At 40.9% G+C, this 19,330-nt stretch carries 22 protein-coding genes and 1 riboswitch; of the genes, 14 read left to right on the forward strand and 8 right to left on the reverse strand.

Features of this window, described 5'->3' with window-relative positions; genetic code table 11:
* Window positions 1–26: 26 nt before the first annotated feature.
* The 4 genes from QE422_RS07400 to QE422_RS07415 all read right to left on the reverse strand — a co-directional run bounded on the left by QE422_RS07400 (window position 27) and on the right by QE422_RS07415 (window position 2,683).
* The gene (locus tag QE422_RS07400) at window positions 27–533 is read right to left on the reverse strand and encodes a ribonuclease domain-containing protein (protein WP_307456356.1); all 507 of its coding nucleotides are present in this window, start codon (window positions 531–533) and stop codon (window positions 27–29) included.
* A 130-nt stretch (window positions 534–663) separates the two neighbouring features.
* Entirely contained in the window at window positions 664–1,455 is a 792-nt protein-coding gene (gene nadE / locus QE422_RS07405) for an NAD(+) synthase (protein WP_307456358.1), read from the reverse strand.
* Between the two features lie 60 nt (window positions 1,456–1,515).
* The gene (locus QE422_RS07410) at window positions 1,516–2,076 is read right to left on the reverse strand and encodes a GNAT family N-acetyltransferase (protein WP_307456359.1); all 561 of its coding nucleotides are present in this window, start codon (window positions 2,074–2,076) and stop codon (window positions 1,516–1,518) included.
* Window positions 2,045–2,683 (reverse strand): leucine-rich repeat domain-containing protein, encoded by a 639-nt coding sequence (locus QE422_RS07415; protein WP_307456361.1) that lies wholly within the window; start codon window positions 2,681–2,683, stop codon window positions 2,045–2,047. Before QE422_RS07415 ends, QE422_RS07410 begins: the two co-directional genes overlap by 32 nt.
* Window positions 2,684–2,734: 51 nt before the next feature.
* Between QE422_RS07415 and QE422_RS07420 the strand changes: the two genes are divergently transcribed.
* The 8 genes from QE422_RS07420 to QE422_RS07455 all read left to right on the forward strand — a co-directional run bounded on the left by QE422_RS07420 (window position 2,735) and on the right by QE422_RS07455 (window position 9,636).
* Window positions 2,735–3,715: a gliding motility protein GldB gene (locus tag QE422_RS07420; protein ID WP_307456363.1), complete on the forward strand. Its 981-nt coding sequence runs from the start codon at window positions 2,735–2,737 to the stop codon at window positions 3,713–3,715.
* 132 nt (window positions 3,716–3,847) lie between these two features.
* Window positions 3,848–4,750: an ABC transporter ATP-binding protein gene (locus QE422_RS07425; protein ID WP_307456365.1), complete on the forward strand. Its 903-nt coding sequence runs from the start codon at window positions 3,848–3,850 to the stop codon at window positions 4,748–4,750.
* A gap of 6 nt (window positions 4,751–4,756) precedes the next feature.
* On the forward strand, window positions 4,757–5,983 hold the full coding sequence (locus QE422_RS07430) for an ABC transporter permease (protein ID WP_307456366.1): 1,227 nt from the start codon (window positions 4,757–4,759) through the stop codon (window positions 5,981–5,983).
* Between the two features lie 37 nt (window positions 5,984–6,020).
* Window positions 6,021–6,959, forward strand: coding sequence for a TlpA disulfide reductase family protein (locus tag QE422_RS07435; protein WP_307456368.1), 939 nt, complete (start codon window positions 6,021–6,023; stop codon window positions 6,957–6,959).
* Window positions 6,960–6,991: 32 nt separating this feature from the next.
* Window positions 6,992–7,318 (forward strand): gliding motility protein GldC, encoded by a 327-nt coding sequence (gene gldC, locus QE422_RS07440; protein WP_089853771.1) that lies wholly within the window; start codon window positions 6,992–6,994, stop codon window positions 7,316–7,318.
* An 84-nt stretch (window positions 7,319–7,402) separates the two neighbouring features.
* Window positions 7,403–8,542, forward strand: coding sequence for a cystathionine gamma-synthase (locus QE422_RS07445; protein ID WP_307456370.1), 1,140 nt, complete (start codon window positions 7,403–7,405; stop codon window positions 8,540–8,542).
* A 70-nt stretch (window positions 8,543–8,612) separates the two neighbouring features.
* A complete protein-coding gene (locus tag QE422_RS07450; protein ID WP_307456372.1) occupies window positions 8,613–9,053 on the forward strand; it encodes a GNAT family N-acetyltransferase in 441 nt (146 codons plus the stop codon).
* 79 nt (window positions 9,054–9,132) lie between these two features.
* A complete protein-coding gene (locus QE422_RS07455) occupies window positions 9,133–9,636 on the forward strand; it encodes a DinB family protein (protein ID WP_307456374.1) in 504 nt (167 codons plus the stop codon).
* Window positions 9,637–9,826: 190 nt separating this feature from the next.
* Here QE422_RS07455 and QE422_RS07460 read toward each other — a convergent pair whose 3' ends face one another.
* Window positions 9,827–10,009, reverse strand: coding sequence for a hypothetical protein (locus QE422_RS07460; protein ID WP_307456376.1), 183 nt, complete (start codon window positions 10,007–10,009; stop codon window positions 9,827–9,829).
* A 238-nt stretch (window positions 10,010–10,247) separates the two neighbouring features.
* Here QE422_RS07460 and QE422_RS07465 point away from each other — a divergent pair, with 238 nt between their 5' ends.
* From QE422_RS07465 to QE422_RS07475, 3 genes are all read left to right on the forward strand, one after another.
* On the forward strand, window positions 10,248–10,592 hold the full coding sequence (locus QE422_RS07465) for a transposase (protein WP_307456377.1): 345 nt from the start codon (window positions 10,248–10,250) through the stop codon (window positions 10,590–10,592).
* 224 nt (window positions 10,593–10,816) lie between these two features.
* The gene (locus QE422_RS07470) at window positions 10,817–11,365 is read left to right on the forward strand and encodes an L-threonylcarbamoyladenylate synthase (RefSeq protein WP_307456379.1); all 549 of its coding nucleotides are present in this window, start codon (window positions 10,817–10,819) and stop codon (window positions 11,363–11,365) included.
* A gap of 173 nt (window positions 11,366–11,538) precedes the next feature.
* The gene (locus QE422_RS07475; RefSeq protein ID WP_307456380.1) at window positions 11,539–12,960 is read left to right on the forward strand and encodes a CCA tRNA nucleotidyltransferase; all 1,422 of its coding nucleotides are present in this window, start codon (window positions 11,539–11,541) and stop codon (window positions 12,958–12,960) included.
* A gap of 150 nt (window positions 12,961–13,110) precedes the next feature.
* Here the strand turns inward: QE422_RS07475 and QE422_RS07480 are convergent, their stop codons facing one another.
* From QE422_RS07480 to cdd, 3 genes are all read right to left on the reverse strand, one after another.
* On the reverse strand, window positions 13,111–14,187 hold the full coding sequence (locus QE422_RS07480) for a hypothetical protein (protein WP_307456381.1): 1,077 nt from the start codon (window positions 14,185–14,187) through the stop codon (window positions 13,111–13,113).
* Window positions 14,188–14,197: 10 nt separating this feature from the next.
* Window positions 14,198–16,027 (reverse strand): TonB-dependent siderophore receptor, encoded by a 1,830-nt coding sequence (locus QE422_RS07485; protein WP_307456382.1) that lies wholly within the window; start codon window positions 16,025–16,027, stop codon window positions 14,198–14,200.
* A 30-nt stretch (window positions 16,028–16,057) separates the two neighbouring features.
* Window positions 16,058–16,234: riboswitch (cobalamin riboswitch) on the reverse strand.
* Window positions 16,235–16,919: 685 nt separating this feature from the next.
* Window positions 16,920–17,402: a cytidine deaminase gene (gene cdd, locus QE422_RS07490; protein ID WP_307456383.1), complete on the reverse strand. Its 483-nt coding sequence runs from the start codon at window positions 17,400–17,402 to the stop codon at window positions 16,920–16,922.
* 102 nt (window positions 17,403–17,504) lie between these two features.
* Here cdd and namA point away from each other — a divergent pair, with 102 nt between their 5' ends.
* The 3 genes from namA to QE422_RS07505 are packed head-to-tail and all read left to right on the forward strand — an operon-like array spanning window position 17,505 to window position 19,238.
* Entirely contained in the window at window positions 17,505–18,557 is a 1,053-nt protein-coding gene (gene namA, locus QE422_RS07495) for an NADPH dehydrogenase NamA (RefSeq protein ID WP_307456384.1), read from the forward strand.
* A gap of 31 nt (window positions 18,558–18,588) precedes the next feature.
* Window positions 18,589–18,882, forward strand: coding sequence for a DUF2752 domain-containing protein (locus QE422_RS07500; RefSeq protein ID WP_307456385.1), 294 nt, complete (start codon window positions 18,589–18,591; stop codon window positions 18,880–18,882).
* Between the two features lie 23 nt (window positions 18,883–18,905).
* Window positions 18,906–19,238 carry a CCC motif membrane protein gene (locus QE422_RS07505; protein WP_307456386.1) on the forward strand — a complete coding sequence of 111 codons (333 nt, stop codon included), beginning with the start codon at window positions 18,906–18,908 and terminating at the stop codon, window positions 19,236–19,238.
* Window positions 19,239–19,330 lie beyond the last annotated feature (92 nt).

Genomic DNA, 19,330 nt, shown 5'->3' on the forward strand with positions numbered 1-19,330 from the left:
CAAAACAGAACAGCATTATCCCAAAACTACTGCTGCTCAAAACTTTTATAATGGTTTTTGGTAAGATAAACATCACCATCTTGGGTAAAGACAATCCGGTCTGATTTTCTGCTTCCGCAATGGTAATTTACGTCGGCTTCAAAATATTTTTTACCGTCCGGCAGCCTTCTTTCCCTGTTCCCGAATGCATCCCCGCCGATTGCTTTTCCCGGAGCGGCTTCACACAGGTTTCCTTTGGAAGGATTCCAGCCAAGGTTTCGGGCCTGGCTTTTTGTAATATAATAATCCGGAAGCTTATGATTTTGTTTGATAAAATGAATCACCGTTTTTTCTTCCGTCAGTTCATCGATGCTTTGATTTTGTTTATATCCGGAAATCGAGCTTCCGTCGGCAGTTTCTCCGGGAGCGTGGTACCTCGGACGGTTATCCGCAGCAATAGCTGTTTCTTTATGATCTGCTATAAAATTATTGTAAATATACATCACCGACATTCCGAAGAGAAGTCCGAGGCAAATAAAAAAAAGAGATCTCATTTTACCGTTCATACCTTTTGATTAATGTAGCAATGTAACAAGGTAGCAATTTACCTATATCTATTTTCAGTAAATCGCTACATCACTTATTACATTGTTACATTGCTCTATTATTATATTGTTATATTAATTAAGCTCTCCACTCTTCCGGCACATCACAAATCGGAATCGGAACCATTTTATGTTTTGCGGCTTTATGCATTCGGTCGAAAATCATGAAAACTTCCTTATCGCGGCCTTCATAATCTTCCACGGCTTTTGTCCCGTATTCTTTCTGGATTTTTTCGAGTTCCGGATAGGTGGCACCGATCTGGTCTTCATCCGTTCTTTCCGCATCCCAAAGCCCGTCCGTAGGAATGGCATTCTGAATGCTCTCAATTAAATCCAGTCCTCTTGCAAGTTCGTAAACTTCGGTTTTGTAAAGATCGGCAATAGGAGAAACATCTACACCGCCGTCTCCGTATTTTGTATAGAATCCGATGCCGAAATCTTCCACTTTATTTCCGGTTCCGCAAACCAGAAGCCCGTGAAGCTGCCCGAAATAGTACAGGTTCAGCATTCTGAAACGGGATCTTGTATTGGCCAGCGCAAGATTATTGCTCCATCTTCCTTCCACATGATCGTGGACCACCTGCTCAAAACTTTCGAAAACAGGAGTCAGGTTGATGGTTTTGGACTGTACGTTCGGGAATTTTTTCTTCAGGTATTCCATATGCTCCTGAGCACGGTTCACCTGGTCTTCTTTCTGGCGGATCGGCATTTCCAGCAGCAACACTTCAAGGCCTGTCATGGCACATAAAGTAGAAACCACTCCGGAATCCACACCTCCGGAAACTCCGATAACGTATCCGTTTACATTTGCCTTCACAGCATAATCTTTCAGCCAGCTTACAATATGATCTATTATTTTTTGGGTCTGCATTGTTTATATTTTTAGTCTGTTATTATTTATGAAATTCAAAATTAAAGATTTTGATGATGGTTAACGATAATTTTCACGGCTAAGTTCGTACCAGAAACAAATTCCGTCCGGTTCGGCGAGCTCACCGGTTTTTACAAAGCCTGATTTTTCTAAAATATGCAGGGAACTTTTATTTTCGCAATGGGCATAAGCGTAAATCATATCCGTTTTCAGATCACGGAAACCGAAGTCAAGAGAAGCATGCACGGATTCTAGAGCATATCCTTTTCCCCAATATTCCGGCAGGAAACGGTAGCCGAGTTCATAGACATTTTTGTAACCATTGGTCTCCAAGGTTAAAAATTTCAGTCCGCTCCAGCCGATTAGGAGTCTGCTTTCTTTTTCAATGACTGCAAGCCTTCCAACCCCGTGATCGGAGTATTGCTGCCGGATCATGCGGATAATCTGCCGCGATTCGTTGAGGTCTGAAACGGGAGGAATCCCGATGTACTTCATAACTTCCGGATTCGAGTCAAGTAGAAACAGGCGTTCGGCATCCGTTTCTTCAAATTTTCTTAAAATCAGTCTTTCTGTTTCCAGGTACATATTCTTAAGGTTGGTCCAATCCAAAAATCGTGACATTTGCCGGCCCTTTTTTAATATCTTTTTCCCTGATGGGATTTTTCATGATATTCAGGCTTTCCAGATTTACATTGGCGGAAATATCGAGTTTCTGGATCTGGTTATGTTCAAGATTCAGCTTTTTAAGATATTTCAGTGCGCTTACATCAATCGTCTTAATTTTATTTAAAGATACGGTTAATTGATTAATTTTAGGCGTCATTTTCAGCGAAATATTTTCAATAAGATTGTTGTCCAGGTACAGTGACGTAAGGCTTTTCAGGTTTTCTGCCATGAAAATGGAAACTTTGCTGCCTGCACAGGAAATCAGCTGGACACCATCCATATTTTTCAGGGAGATCTTTGGGATATTGTTCTCATCAAGAATAATCATTTTGGCATTTTTAAAATAAGAAAGATCTTCTGCAGAAGTAATACCTTTATTCATCAGAAATAAGTTTTCCACTGCTTCGGCTTCAAAAGGGCTTATTTTTCCGTCTTTATTGAGGTCATGATTTTCGAGAACGGCTTTTTCAAAATTCCTATCTTTAAAAGTAAGCTGCTGTGCATTAAAAAAGGGCAGCAGCAAAATCAAAGGCAATGCGGTAATAATTTTGTTTTTCATCATCAGGTTATGTTTAAATCATTATTTTTGTACACTTTAATTTCATGTAAAAATATGAAGATTTTCAGAATTATTGTCCTGTCTGCAGGATTCGTTGTAGCCCTGAATTCCTGTAAAAAAGAATCTCAGAACCAATGGAATGTTGAAATTACAGCACCCGCTGAAAAAGTGGAAATTACCGATATTTCCAACGAGCTGTATAACCCAGGTGTTTCTTCAGAGCAGTTTAAAGCAAAATATCCGTGGTTCCAGGGAACCGTAAGCGATGCCGATTTTGCCAAAAGAAGAATGGATGCAGGGGAAATTAAAATATACAAGGAAGCCATTGCAAAAATAGACCAGAAAAAGCTGCAAACGGATCTTCAGGATCTTTTCTCGCATATCAAATATTACTTTCCTTCATTTAAGAGCCCGAAAGTATTTTTATTTTCGTCCGCTCTGCAGATGGTACAGGATCCTATTTTTTACAATGCAAAAGAAAACCTTCTCTTTATAGACATTACCGGCTTTATGGGCGACGGGAACCCAAACTATAAAGGACTGGAAATGTATTTTCAGAAATCCATGAACCCGAATAATATCGTGCCGAAGGTAGCGCAGATCTTTGCCGAAGGTTTTGTAAAAGAATCACCGGACCATCAGAAATTTATCGATATGATGATCCTGAACGGTAAAATCATGGTGCTTAAAGACGCTTTTCTGCCTACGTATCCGGAATACCTGAAAATGAACTATACCCAAAAGCAGTACGAGTGGGCAGTAGCTAATGAAGCGAATATCTGGAATTACTTTGTAGAGAACAACCTGATTTTCGGGGATGACCACAGGCTGGAAGACCGTTTCATTGCGCCGGGGCCGTTTTCTAAATTTTATACGGAGATTGATAACGAGTCTTCACCACAAATCGGGATTTTCACAGGATGGCAGATCTGTAAAGCCTATCTGAAAGAAAAGCCGGATACCAAGCTTCAGGATTTCCTGAAGATGGATGCCACCATCATTTTCAACCAGTCCGGTTATAAACCGAAATTGTAAGAATTAAACCTTATCACAATATGAACCTTCAGCCTTGTCTGAAGGTTTTTTCATTTGGTTTTATATTAATTTACTACTTTGTATTGCATATTACTATTTTAATTATATATTTGTGGTATTAAATTATAACCTATGAAACACATTATCCGGATTCAGAACCTCCATTTTGAATTTTCCAGGGACAAACCTGTATTAAAAGACATCAGCCTTTCGGTTCCGAAAGGAAGTATTTTCGGGTTCCTCGGAGCCAATGGAGCGGGCAAATCCACGACGATGAAAATGCTGATCGGCAGCATTCCTGATGAGCACAATGCCATTCAGATTTTCGACCAAGAATTATCTGCACTATATCCCGAAGGCTTTACCCGGATCGGGAGCCTTATCGATACGGCTGCTTTCTATGAGCATCTTTCAGGCTGGGACAATCTGCTGGTTATTTCAAGGCTGAGAAACCTCCCGCCTTCCGAATGTGAAAGGGTACTGTATCTCGTGGGGCTTTGGGAAAGCCGGAACATGAAAACGAAAAGATATTCGCTGGGGATGAAGCAAAGACTAGCCATTGCCATTACTTTACTAGGAAAGCCTGATCTGCTGATTCTGGATGAGCCGGTAAACGGTCTTGATCCGAATGGAATGCTGGAAATACGCGAACTGCTTATCAGACTGAACAGGGAAGAGGGCGTTACCATCTTTATTTCGAGTCATCTGCTTCAGGAAATTGAAAAAATGATTACCCACCTGGCCATTATATCCAACGGTGAAATCCGTTTTGCAGGAAGCATTAAGGACCTGAATGAACGCTACCGTTACAACCGGATCAGAATCGGGCTGAATGACGCGGCTGCTTTCATCAACGAAATTCCCGGAAGCTATTCGCCGAAGATGTTGGATGAGACCGGTATTGAAATTACTGCTGCATCCAGGGAAGATGTTATCGCTCTTGTAAAACAGCTGGTGCTAAAAGAGGCCGGTATTTTCGAAATTAAGACCAGTGCAGGACTGGAAGAATGGTTCATGGAAATCACTAAAAACTAAAAAACTATGAAAAAATTACTAACGACAGTCGGTACGGAATGGCTGAAGCTGAAAGGATTAGGGATTATTTATATTGCCGTTGTTTTAGGCGCATTGCTCCCACTGTTAGTCTATGCCCCTTCATTTTTCATGCCGGAAACCGTTCCGGAAGGGACGCTGAAATTTTCTGTTTTTGAAGATGCCATTGGTGGTGATCAGTTAAGGTATTTCGTATTTTTCATATTGCCCCTGCTGATTATTGTTGCGGCAAACCGGATTGCACAGACCGATCACAAAAACAATGGCTGGCAGCTGATGGAAACGCAGCCGGTAAGCCGTTTGCAGCTTTATTTATCAAAATACATCATTGTCGTGATATTAAGTGTTATGTGCATCACCTCCTATTTTATATTCAGTGTGATGATGGCGGTGGCCGATTATTATATCCATCCGAATGCGGTGAAGCTGATGGATTTCGATTTGGTCTGGACGATTAAGACGTACATCAGGATCTGCATCACAATTTTAGGAATCGCAGCACTTCAGCTCTGTATTTCAGTGGCTTTCCACAGCTTTATCTGGTCCTTCCTAATCGGCTCCCTGGGCATCGCGTCGAATATTGCTGCACTTATCCAGAAACAATCTTACTTTTTCAATCCGTATGGTTCTCTATGCTCGTTCTGGAATGCACCGGAGATCAGAAATCTGAATACTTTTATTTCTCATTCCGAGTATATGAGCTTATTCTGGATGGTGATCTTCCTGGTCATCGGTTATTTATGGTACAGCCGAAAGGGCTTTAAAAATGCTTTTGGTAAAAATAAGAAACAGATGGCTGTTTCAGCTGCATGTTTTGCAGCCGGCGCCGGTCTGCTGTATTTTATCCAATTGCCGAAGCCTTATCGAAGCGGAGCGTCAGGGATTTCCATCAAAGGAACATTGGATACTGATCTTAAAATTGATTCCGTTAAAATCTTTACGTCGGATTTCCATAAAAAAGTTGGTGCCGTTCCGGTAATCAACAACACATTCAGCTGGACGACAAAGAAAAAGCTTCCGTTGGACGAATATCTGATTGAGTTCGGAAATAAAAAGCTGATCCTGGTGATGGGAAGCGGCGACTGGTTTAACCTGGATTTTAAATTCAACAATACCGAAATGGTAACCTACCTCAAAATCCAACCGGAAAGCGGATCAGACCTTCCGGGAAAAACAGGATTCTTTCGGAAGGGAGTTTACGTACGCCCTGGATGACCAGAGCTATATCGATGATCCCGCAAAATTCTATGAAGTGGCCCAGGACGACTGGAAGGAGAAAAAAAGAATCCTGAATGTTTTTGCCGATCCTGCCAACAATGCCCTGTCGGAGGATTATAAAATATACAGAAGACAGCTGATGGCCATCCGCTACCTTAACGAGATCAGCAATTACCGGAAAATGACTTCATGGAACGATCCTAAGTTTGCCCCTCCGAAAGCCTTTGTAGAAGAGTTGAATGCCAATATCCAGAAGCCATCACCTCTTTTAAGCAAAAACGAAAGCTACCTGCAGTTTAAGCTGGATCATCTGCTTACGGATAAAGACCAGTCGGTAAATGCGGACAGTATCCTGTTTGTAAAAATCAACCAGCTTCCGAAAGGGCTGGAAAGAGATCAGCTGCTTTCCCGGCATTTGGCAAAGACGCTGGAACTTCAGACCGACAGTATATCCAGAAAAAAATTATTTGCTGCTGAAATCAACACGATTAACAATGTTGATTACCGAAATAGCCTGTATTCCAAGCTAGAACAGATTAATATTTCCCAGAAAGGAGCGGTTTTTCCGGATCTCAGTTTGTTAAATGATAAAGGGAAGGCCGTAAAGCTTTCAAAATTCCGCGGAAAATATGTCGTCATTGATCTTTGGGCTACCTGGTGCGCACCATGTAAACAGATCCGTCCGGTTTTCGAAGCAAGAAATAATCAGTATAGATATTATCAGAATATCCAGTTTATTTCGGTAAGCGCTGATGAAAACCCGTCGAAATGGAGAAACTTTTTAAAGACAAAACCGGCAAGTATTCCTCAGTTTTGGCTAAAAAATGCAGAAAAGCTGATGACAACTTATAAAATCCAGTCGATACCGAGGTTTGTCATTATTGATCCGCAGGGGAAAATTTTTAACCTGAATACGCCGTTTCCGGATGAAGATAACTTTGTAGAAATTTTGGATAAGCTGAAGAAGTATTAACTTTGTACGAAATTTAGAACAAATAGAAAGTTATGAGAAAAACTCAGATTACGATAGATGTAGAACTGGATGAAAACCACATCCCGGAAAATATTACCTGGAACGCTCAGGATGGCGGCATCGAAAAGGAAGCAACCAAGGCAACGATGATTTCGGTTTGGGACGATAAAGCCATGGAAGCTTTGAGAATCGACCTTTGGACTAAAGAAATGCCCGTTGACCAAATGAAGATGTTCATCCATCAAATCCTGGTTTCTCTGGGAAATACTTACCAAAGAGCAACCGGAGAAGAGGATGTGGCCCAGTGGATGGAAGAAATAGCGGAGGAATTTGCGGTAAAATCTGCGATAAAAATGTAAATATTAATATAACAATCTAAAAATGTAATAATGTAACGATGATTGCTCGACTGTTACATGGATACATTGGTAAATTATAAAGTAATGAATTTCAATACAAAAGTAATACACGGTGGTCAACACCACGAATCGGCGACAGGTTCGGTAAACGTTCCTGTATTTTTAACGTCAACCTTCGCACAGAAAAGTCCGGGTGTACATTCCGGATACGAATATTCAAGAGCGGCGAACCCTACGAGACAGGCTTTGGAAGATTCTTTGGCAAGCATTGAAAACGGAGCGAGAGGACTGGCTTTCGGATCAGGCCTTGCAGCAATCGACTGTGTTTTAAAATTATTAAATCCCGGAGATGAGGTGGTTGCAGTAGATGATCTTTACGGCGGAACGTACCGGATGTTTACCCGCCTTTTTGAAAAATACCAATTGAAATTTACTTTCGTGAATTTTGATGACGTTTCAAAAATTGCTGATGTCATTACAGATAAAACAAAACTGATCTGGGTGGAAACCCCGACCAATCCTTTGATGAAGCTGGTAGATATTAAGGCGGTAGTGGAAGTGGCAAAAGGGAAAGATATCCTGGTGGCCGTAGACAATACCTTTGCAACACCTTATCTTCAGCGGCCGATCGATCTTGGAGCGGATATCGTGATGCACTCTGCAACAAAATATTTAGGAGGCCACTCGGACGTAATCGCCGGAGCTTTGGTGGCAAAAGATGCCGAATTGGGAGAAAAACTTCACTTCATCCAGTTCGCCAGCGGCGGAATTTTAGGCCCTCATGATTCTTATTTGGTACTAAGAGGAATTAAAACATTGGCATTACGTGTTCAGAGGCACTCGGAAAACGGAAGGGCTGTAGCCAAATATCTTGAATCTCATCCGGCTGTAGACAAAGTAATTTATCCCGGATTGGAATCTCATCCACAGTACGAACTGGCAAAAGCCCAGATGAAAGATTTCGGAGGCATGGTTTCTTTCACCTTTAAATCCGGAAAAAAAGAGGATGCGATTAAGTTTTTGGAAAAAGTAAAAGTATTTACACTGGCCGAATCTTTAGGCGGCGTAGAGTCTTTGGCGAATCATCCGGCACTGATGACGCATGCTTCTATTCCTGCTGAAAAACGTGCGGAACTGGGGATCACCGATGATCTGGTACGTTTAAGTGTAGGTATCGAAGATGCGGAAGACCTGATCGCTGATCTGGAAAGAGCATTTTCATAATAATAACTAAAGAACTTTGTCAAAGTTATATTTTCATCGCTTTTAACTTTGACAAAGTTTTACTTATAGCATGACAAGAAAAGCAACCCTTCAGGACATCAGGCAGCTGTCTGAATTATTCGATCAATACAGGATATTTTACCATAAGACTTCAGATGTTCCGGCGGCCGAACAGTTTTTAACGGAAAGAATCGAAAACGGAGATTCCAAAATTTTTGTTGCTGAAAACGAAGAGAGACTGGTCGGTTTTGTGCAGCTTTATCCGTTGTTTTCTTCTACCAGAATGAAGCGTTACTGGCTGCTGAACGATTTATTTGTCAATGAAAGTTACCGTGGAAAAGGCTTTTCAAAACAACTGATTGAACGGGCAAAAGAAATGGCAAAATCAACGGATGCCTGTGGAATTCTCCTGGAAACCGGAAAATCCAACGACATCGGAAACAAGCTGTATCCCAGCTGCGGCTTTGAACTTTACGATGAAGTCAATTTTTATGAATGGACAGTGGATTAATGTACTGATGTATTAATCTAACAGTCTACCAATGTTAATTGCTACATTGCTAAATTATTATAATGTTAAATTATAAAGTATGACAGATTTTCAAAAATATATCCAACGCTATTTAGACTTGGTTCCGTCCGGCGACTGGGTGAAAGAATTACAAACATCAGGTGAAAAAACTATTGCCGTTTATTCAAAACTTTCGGAAGAGCAGTCCCATTTTGCCTATGCTGAAGGAAAATGGACGTTGAAAGAACTTCTTTTGCATCTTTCCGACACCGAAAGAATTTTCCAGTACCGGATTCTGGCTATTGCCAGAGGCGACAAAAATGAATTGCCGGGCTTTGATGAAGAACTTTACGCCAGTCAGTCATTTGCCAACGAAAGGCATTTGGATTCCCTGCTTGAAGAATATCAATTGATCAGGAAGTCCTCCCGGATTTTACTGGAAACCATGAATCCTTCTGCTTTAACTAACATTGGAACCGCCAATGGAAACCAGATTGCTGCTGAAACTATCGGAAAACTGATTGTTGGTCACAACCTGCATCATTTGAATATTATTGAGGAGCGGTATTTGCCAAATCTGTGAAATTCTGTAAAATTCATATTGCAATCCTGATCAGTTTAGTCATATTTTTAATATCACTGACACAAGATTGTATGACCTATCAATATTTCAGATCGGTTGAGTATCCGTCATTTTACGCCTTATTATTCGGCTGGATGCATTTTGGCGGCGGCGGATTTTCAGAGGGCTGTATTTGGTTGGCTAATCCTTTTTATTTTACAGGCTTATTTTTACTGTACAAGAAAAAAGTTAATACTACTGTTTTGTCACTTATTGTTTCTTCTGTTTTGGCTTTGTTGTTTCTTAGTTTTGAAAATTTGACTATGACCAAAAGCGGAAGAATCGCACCGATTATTAAATTAAGTTCAGGATATTTTCTGTGGCTGATAGCCATTTTATTCGCTGCATTTTCTTCGATTTATTTGAAATTAAAAAAATGGACTTCAAAAAATATCAATAGGAACGGGCTTTAGCCCGTTTTTTCTATTATGTTATTCTTTCGGCTTTAGCCAAAATTTAAAAATAATTTATATTTTTGGCAAAACAACACAAATGCCTTTTATTAAAATTTATATCCATCTCGTTTTTCAACGAAAAATAGAATTCCGTTTTTCAATACTTCAGCATTAAGGGTGAAAGTCTGGAAACATATTAAAGAAAATGCTTCGGAAAAGGGGATTTATATAGATATGGTCAATGGATTTTCTGATCATTGCCATTGCTTAATTTCTTTAGGTTCGAATCAGAATATAGAAAAAGTTGTTCAGTTGATCAAAGGGGAATCTTCTTTCTGGATTAATAAAAATCAACTGACCCCGGAGAAATTTGCCTGGCAGGATGAATATTTTGCGGTTTCCATTTCTGAATCCATGCTTGAGCCGGTAAGGAATTACATCAGAAATCAGGAAATCCACCATACAAAACAGACTTTTGAACAAGAATACTTAAGGTTTAAGGAGAAGTACGGTTTTGAATAAGTTTCGGCTGAAGCCAATGGAATAATTCTTTTGGTAAACGGGCTTCCTTCGACAAGCTCAGGATGACATTGCCCGTTTCTATTGATATATATAGTTTGCAGTATTATAACCAAACAAAAGTCATAAACGAAATTTCATTCCTTTTGTTTTTAAGATATTCATTTGGCACAATTCCATAGATTTTTTATCTTTGAAAACCGGCTGAAGCCCGGTATTACTCACTTATGGAAAACATCATCAACATATTAAAATCCGGCGGAACCATTCTTTACCCGACTGATACGATCTGGGGAATCGGATGTGATGCGACGAATATAGAAGCCGTCAATAAAATTTTTGAAATCAAAAAACGGGAAAAGAACAAATCCATGATCATCCTCGTAGAATCGGAAAAAAGGCTGCAGGATCTGGTAGACGTTCCGGAGATGGCCTGGGAGATTATCGATCTGAGCGAAAAGCCGGTGACGATTGTTTACGAAAATCCCCGTGGCCTGCCGAAAGAGCTGTTGGCGGAGGATGGAAGCATCGGGATCCGTTTGGTGAAGAATGAGTTCTGTAAGAAATTAATTACCAAGCTTAATAAACCTCTGGTTTCAACATCAGCCAACTTCAGCGGTGAAAAAAGCCCGCTTACATTTTCGGATATCTCTCCGAAAATGATTGAGATGGTGGATTATGCCGTGGAAGAGGACCGCGAAAAAGTATCTAAATATTCCGGATCATCGGTTATCAAAATCTGGCACGACAACAGAATAAAAGTGCTTCGCGAATAAAAGAAAAGATTTTAATTATCTTTGCAGAATAATATAACCATTAAGAAGCCGGAGGTTTGGTTTTTAACCTGAATATCCGATTTCTTAATGGTTTTACATTAGATAACGTAAAGATCCTATCAGTATTGGATTGTAGTTTCGTTATCTGAAACCTATTATCTAAACCTAAAAAAATGTTCATTAATTTAAATCAGAATAAAAACCTGAAACTTTTCAAAATCATTTCGGAGGTTGCCTCCCGGAACAATCAGTCCGTATACGTTGTCGGAGGTTATGTGCGGGATTTGCTGATGAAAAGAAAAGCATCTACGGATATTGATTTTGTGACTGAACAGAGCGGCATCGAGCTGGCGCAAAACGTCGGAAAGGAAATAGATCCTAAAATGAAGGTTTCGGTTTTTAAAACCTACGGTACCGCCATGATCAGATACAAAGATCTCGAACTTGAATTTGTGGGAGCGAGAAAAGAAAGCTATACCGAAAACAGCCGCAAGCCGGAAGTGGAAGGCGGGACCATTGAGGACGACCAGAAGAGAAGGGATTTTACCGTTAACGCCATGGCCATTTCTCTGAACGAAAATAATTTCGGTGAGCTGATTGATCCCTTCAATGGAGTGGAGGATCTGGAAAAGGGAATTCTGAGAACCCCTTTGGAACCGGCGCAGACATACTCTGATGATCCGTTGAGGATGATGCGGGCCATCCGTTTTGCTTCAACGCTGCAGTTTCAAATTGAAGATCAGTCTTTGGAAGCGATCAGACAGGAAGCAGAGCGGATAAAAATCGTTTCCCGGGAAAGAATCATGGTGGAATTCAATAAAATCATGCTTTCCCAAAAGCCGTCAGTCGGGCTGAAACTCATGGAGCAGACCGGACTAATGAAACTTATTATTCCCGAACTGATTGATCTGAAAGGAGTAGAGGAGGTCGAAGGGCAGACCCATAAAGATAATTTTTATCACACTCTGGAAGTGGTGGATAACATTTCGGAAAACACCGATAACCTGTGGCTGAGATGGTCGGCACTGTTACATGACATCGGAAAAGCACCGACGAAAAAATTTGTAGAAGGAACAGGCTGGACTTTCCACGGACATGAGTTTTTGGGTTCCAAAATGGTAAAAACATTATTTCAGCGATTGAAGCTGCCGTTGGGTCCGGATATGAAATATGTCCAGAAAATGGTTAAGCTCTCCTCGCGTCCGATAGCTCTGATTACCGATGATGCTTCGGATTCTGCTCTGAGAAGATTGCTTTTTGATGCCGGAGAAGATATGGAAGACCTGTTTACCCTTTGCAAAGCCGATATCACGACCAAAAATTCCAGGAAACAGGAAAAATTCAAGAAGAATTTCGAGTATGTAGCGGTAAAAATCAAAGAAGTGGAAGAAAAAGACCAAGTGCGGAATTTCCAGCCACCGATTTCCGGAGAAGAAATCATGGCCATGTTCAACCTCAAGCCAGGCCGTGAAATTGGTATTTTAAAGGAAAAAGTAAAAGAGGCCATTCTGGAAGGAGAGATTGGCAATGACAGTGAAGAAGCTAAAAGGTTCGTCATTGCCGAAGCAGAAAAGCTGGGATTGGCATTGGTTTAACGGATTCTTATTTAATAAATTTTAAAGCAATGGATTTTTAATCTGTTGCTTTTTTTAACAAAAAATCCGGGCGGCTCTCAGGAACCGCCCGGAAAAAACACAAATGATGAAAAAAAATTAAATGAAATATTCTCGCTGTAAAGCGGAATATTAGTTTTTATAGAATCCGTTGGTCGCGATTCCTGTATTGAAAGAGGTTAACAATGAACCGTTGTTTGCATTGTAAACCGATACTTTGCTGTCTGAAGTAAATGTTTTCGCATCGGCGATGTATAATCTTCCGTCGATGACATTGAATCCGTAGAGGTTGGTAATACCTGTTAAAGAAACAAGCGCAGCCGTAGGCGCAGTAGTAGCCGTGATGCTCATCGAATATACTTTGCTGTAATCTACAAAATAAAACTTATCGGAATCAATTTTCAGCCTTTGTACCTGAGGAATGGTAGTCAGCGTTGTCGTCTGATAAGCTCCTGTAGCCGTATTGATCTTATAAATATAAGAAGCGGTATCGCTGGACGTAAGAACATACGCAGATCCGTTGTAAGATACAAGGTCTTTGATAATCGCTCCGTTGTTCGGTAAGCTTACCGTAGCGGAAACCGAGTTATTGGAAGGACTGATGATCGTAACGGTATTTCCGGTTGGGTGACTTGCGTAAGGAGGAGTAGAGTCATAATAAACACCGTCGGTCTGTACCACGATATTTCCTCCGGCTTCAACTACTTTCTCCGCGTATCGGTCGAAATTGATGCTCTTTACAAAGGTATTGTCCCCTGAGTTATAAACATTGATTTTCTTTACCGATCCGAAATTATTGTTGGTTACATAATATTGGTTTCCTGAAAATGCAATATATCTCGGGTTATCAAGATTTGAAGTAACGGTCGTCTGCTTTTTAAAAGTGGATCTGTTAACGATCTCAATCTTATTGGGCGTATTCATCACAAGATAAGCATTGTCCCCTTTGAAACCGATCGTCTGCAGAACGTTACCTAAAATTTCTTTGTTGTTGTTTGCGGCGTAGATTCCGTTCTGTAAAACGGCAAGGTCGTTGCTTACATAAGAAACATCAGAAGTTGGTGTGGTGAACCCTCCTTCATTGGCAATGATAATACCGTTGGTATAATCTGTTTTTTGTGTTTCCATCACAAATTCGTCATCGCTACAGGCAATGTTGAACAACAGGGCCGAAGCAAATGCAAGAGATAAAATTTTTCTGATTTTCATTTATTTTTATTTAAAAATTAATATTCAAATAGACGCTGTAATTCCTTTTAGGCAGCGGATAAAAAGCGGTGGTCTGATAGATTTCGTTAAATATATTGTTCACCTTACCGCCGATCGTGTAATGCTTAAGGAAAGTTCCTGAAATTCCGGCATTCATTACGAAATACGGTTCGATGGCAGCACTTCTTTTTTCTTCGCTGTCGGCATACGTAAGCCCGTTGTACATTCCCTGTACATAAACTTTCATAAAAGAATAGCGGTAATCGATATTCCCGAAAAACTTGTGAAGCGGAACATACATCATCTGCTTATCCGTTTCCAGATTGGTGGATTTTGTATACGAATAACCCAGGTTGGACCTTAATACATGTTTCCCGAATTTTCTTTCGTATTCGATTTGGGATTCAAGCCCGTAAGACTGAACTTTATAGGTGTTTACCGGCGAATAATATCCCATACTTCCCGGAAGCCAGGTAATCATGTTGGTGATCCTGATGTAATAGGGGGTCAGCATAAGCTTTACACCGGCAATGGTAAACTGGTTTTTCAGATCAAACTGATAGGCAGTTTCGGGTTTCAGATCAAGATTTCCGCCGGGTTGCCAGTACAGGTCATTAAAGGACGGATACCTGAAATTTTTAGCAGCATTCAGGTTAAGATTGTACCATCTCGTCATGTTCCAGTTTCCCGAAAAAGAAAGCAGAACCGGAGTGCTGTAATCTTCAACAAAATCTTTTTTGATCCCTGCTTCGAAGCGTAAATCTTTTGTTGCAAAATACCGTAGTAATCCGGCTAAGGAACCCACATTCCGACTGACATTTTTAATGCCGCTCATGTAGCCTTCTCCTTTATTTACCTGAAATTCCCCGATGATATTGATGTTCCATTTCGGATCGAGGAAATAATTGAAATCATTCTTCAGGATATAATTTTTACCCGCTCCGCCGCTGCTTTTTGGGCGGTCGATATTATCGAAATACTGGAAATTTTCTTCCGTATAGGCCGCACGGAATACGTTGTTCAGCTTAGAAGTATTCCAGTCCCAGATAAGGAGGCTTCTCACATTCTGGGTTTCATATTTGGTTTTGGTCTGGCTGTCGAAAAATACGGGAAAATGCTGGTTTCCGTTGAAAAATTCAGAAATCCATGAAACCTGATGATGCGGTGCTATTTTATAAGCCGCTGCAAAATTAAAATTCGTATTCGAGTATTCCCCGTTTCGGTTGATATAATTCCTCGATTCTTCCACTTCATAATCATTTTCACTCACCGAGTAATTCCCCGACAGTTTAAAGCTGAATTTATTGTTGGAATACGAAGCTTTTGCAAAATTATTATACGTATCGAACGACGCTGCTTCGGAAAAAAGGGAAGCATGCAGCCCTTTGTTAAAATCAAGGCTGTTGTTGAGGTGTACCGTTCCACCGACCGCGCCGCTTCCGTAAATAACGCCTACACTTCCGGCTTTTACCTCAAGCTGGTCGAATCCCATCGACGGAATATTGTTTACGTCTCCCTGACCTAAAAACTGCGAATTAATATTAATGCCGTTCCATACAAAAGCCGTTTGTCCGGCACTGGTCCCGCGAAACGAAGGTGACGAAACCGCACCCCGTCCGTTTTCTTTAATATAAACCTGGGACTGGAAACGCAATATTTCGGAAAGGTTGGTTGAGTTTTTCTCGGCGTCTTCCGGACGGATGGTGTTCACTTTATGGAAAAGCTTCACCTTGCTCATCTGGTTATCGAAAACATACACGGTATCGATAGCTGTCTCCTGTGCAAAAAGAAAACAACCGTAAGACGAAAAAAGCAGTACGAGCGATTTTTTTATATCCATTATTTTTTTGCCCTTCCTCCGAAAGCAATTATTTTAAAATTAGATTCTGGCAGGTCTCCTGACTTTCGCTTTCTACACCTTCCCGTTTGCACAGTGGTTTGTCGTAGAAATCTTTTGCGCGATCTACAGTTGCGGGGACAGTTCGGGATTTTCACCCGATTCCCTTTTCATTCCAAATGATTGGAAACCAAAATTTTTGCAAAGATAAACTTATTCACCGGAAAAGCAAATCCCCGGACCCAATAGCTTCAAACTGTGGTATCAGCACAATGTAAACATCCGCAAATAAAAGAAACTGCCCTCCATAAAAAACGTTTGCTAAATTCCCTGCCTATTTCCCACCACACCCTCAAACCCCCAAAACCCTCAAACCCCCAAAACCCTCAAACTCCCAAAAACCCCAAAACCCTCCAACGCTTACACCCACAACCCTTTAAAATATCAGGAGCTGTTTCCCGCTATCCACTGTATCTTTTTTGTTACAGTCTCCGCGCTGCTCCGCCTGCAACAAAAAAGGATGCCGTTTCTATCGGGGCTAAAAACCCGGGATAGGATGGCTTCGAGAGCCTCTGCCACCCTCAGAACCAGACGCGTTCAATTATAAAAAAGAGAATCATGGAGATCAGAAAACCATGCGCAATCCATTTTCTATTACAGGAGTAGAAGGTTTTAAAGAAAAATTTAGACAAAGTAATTTGAAAGCAAAATACTCGACAGGATGAATTCACGATCCTCAGCTATCTTACAACAATTTACTTTTTATTGATAAAAAATAAACCCTAAAAAATATGCGCTGTCTATTCCCCTCCGGCCGGAGGGGTGGATAAATTTTCAGAGAAAATTTAGACGGGGCGGTTTAAAAAGTAAGCAGAAAAATTAACGAAATAAAAAGCTACAGGAAAGTAGCATCAAAATAAAACGGCAGCAGATCCTTAATGGCATGCACTTTCACCACTTCTTCATTCATGCTCGAAAAATAGAGTTCGATATTCTCCTGCTGCTTGGTTTCGTATTCCATCAGGCTTTGCCTGCATGCGCCGCACGGCGGAATCGGCGGGTTTTTCTCGTGAAATTCCTTCGGGCCGCCCACCACAAAAATCTTTTTGATCTTTACATCCGGAAAGTTGGCTGCGATCCAGAACAAAGCCGTTCGCTCCGCGCAAAGCCCGGAAGGATAAGCCGCATTCTCCTGATTGTTTCCCGAGTACATTTCACCGTTTTCCAACAACACCGAACAGCCCACCAGGAAATTGGAGTAGGGAGCATAGGCATTTTCGCGTGCTTCTTTAGCTCTTTCGAACAATTTTTTCTCAATATCGTTCAGCTCACTGCTATTCTTAAAATATTCGTAACTGATCTGAGTTTCTTTTTTCATATATTGTGGATTAAAAAAGGGGGATAAAATTATTTCTTTTTCGTGAGGTGGGCAATATAGGCCTGTTCTTTGCAACTTTCAATTTTTTAAAACCAAACTAAAATGTTATATACTCCAATTAAATTCAGAAATGTTGAGTTGAAAAACCGTTGGGTAATGTCACCCATGTGTATGTATTCCTGTGAAAACGGACTGGCGAATGACTTCCATTTTGTGCATTACGGCAGCCGGGCGCAGGGCGGAACGGGTTTAATTATTGTTGAAGCTACCGGAGTGGAACCCCGCGGACGGATCACCAATCACTGCATGGGAATCTGGACCAATGAGCAGGCTGAAAAACTTCAGAAAATCGTAGAATTTGTTCATCAGCACTCAGAAAGCAAGATCGGGATTCAACTGGCGCATTCCGGGAGGAAAGGCTCCACCTGGAACAATGTACAGATTCCGGTAGAGGAGGGTTGGGAGACCGTAGCACCGAGTTCCATTCCTTATCATCCGAAAGAGAGAATTCCGCATGCATTAACGGTAGAAGAAGTAAAGGAGCAGGTACAGAATTTTAAGCTGGCAGCAAGAAGGGCGGCAGCGGCAGGTTTCGATGTCATTGAAATTCATGCGGCTCACGGCTATCTGCTCCACCAGTTTTTGTCGCCGCTGTCCAATATCCGGACGGATGAATACGGCGGAAGCTTTGAAAACCGGATCAGGTTCCTGTTGGAAGTGGTAGACGCCGTTAACGAAGAGCTGGATGAAAATATAGCTTTATTTGTAAGGATTTCCGGAACAGAATATGCGGAAAATGGCTGGGATGTAGATGACAGTGTTCAATTATCGAAAATCCTGAAACAGCATAAAGTAGATTTGGTGGACGTTTCCAGCGGCGGAAATATCCACGGTGCTAAAATTGAAGTACGTGCAGGTTACCAGGTTCCTTTCGCTTCAAAAGTCCGCACGGAGGCAGAGGCCGAAACCGGAGCCGTCGGTCTGATTACAACCACGGAACAGGCGGAAGAAATCCTTCAGAAAGGAGAAGCCGATCTTATTTTTATTGCGAGAGAAATTTTAAGGAATCCCTACAAGGCCGTTCAGGGATCTTTTGAAATGAATGAAGAATGCTTCTTCCCGCATCAATATTTAAGGGCTAAAATCTCTACTTAATTTTATATATTTGGAAAAGAAAACCATTTAAATGAGAATAGAAGACTTTATGCTGCCGTGCCCGATCAAGAAATTTTTCGGATTCGAATGTTTCGGATGTGGTACCCAACGGGCGATAGTCATGGTCTTTGAAGGCAGATTTACAGAAGCATTTTATATGTTTCCCGCGGTATATACCTTATTGCTCTTTTTTGCCACGGTGGTTCTCAATTTTATGGATAAAAAACGGAATTACAGCAATGTGATGGTTTTTTTAGCCATTTTTAATGCCATTGTAATGGTTATTTCTTATTTTTATAAACATCTATTTGTACATATACATTAAATTAAACCATTAAAATGATAACTATGGATCAACAAAAGTTACCTAACGCAACAGCGGTCTTAATTTTAGGAATTGTATCGATTATCGGCTGCTGCTGTTATGGGCTCCCGGGGTTGGTTGCAGGGATCATTGCCCTTGTCCTGGCTAAAAAGGACGGAGAACTGTACAGGAAAAATCCTGCTTTATATTCCAATTACAGTCAGCTGAATGCAGGAAAGATTATGGCAATCATCGGGATTGTGTTAAGTATTTTATACGCTATCTATGTAGTTGTATTGATTTCAACGGTAGGTTGGGAAGCAATGAAAGACCCGCAACTGATGCAGGAAAGATTAAGAGACCTGATGGGTCAATAAATTTTCCTTTCAGAAATAAAACAAAGCCTTCCCCAAATCGGAGAAGGCTTTGTTTTTAGAGATATTTTAAAATGTGAAAGATTTAACGGCAA

Source organism: Chryseobacterium sp. SORGH_AS_0447 (assembly GCF_030818695.1).
Lineage (GTDB): Bacteria > Bacteroidota > Bacteroidia > Flavobacteriales > Weeksellaceae > Chryseobacterium.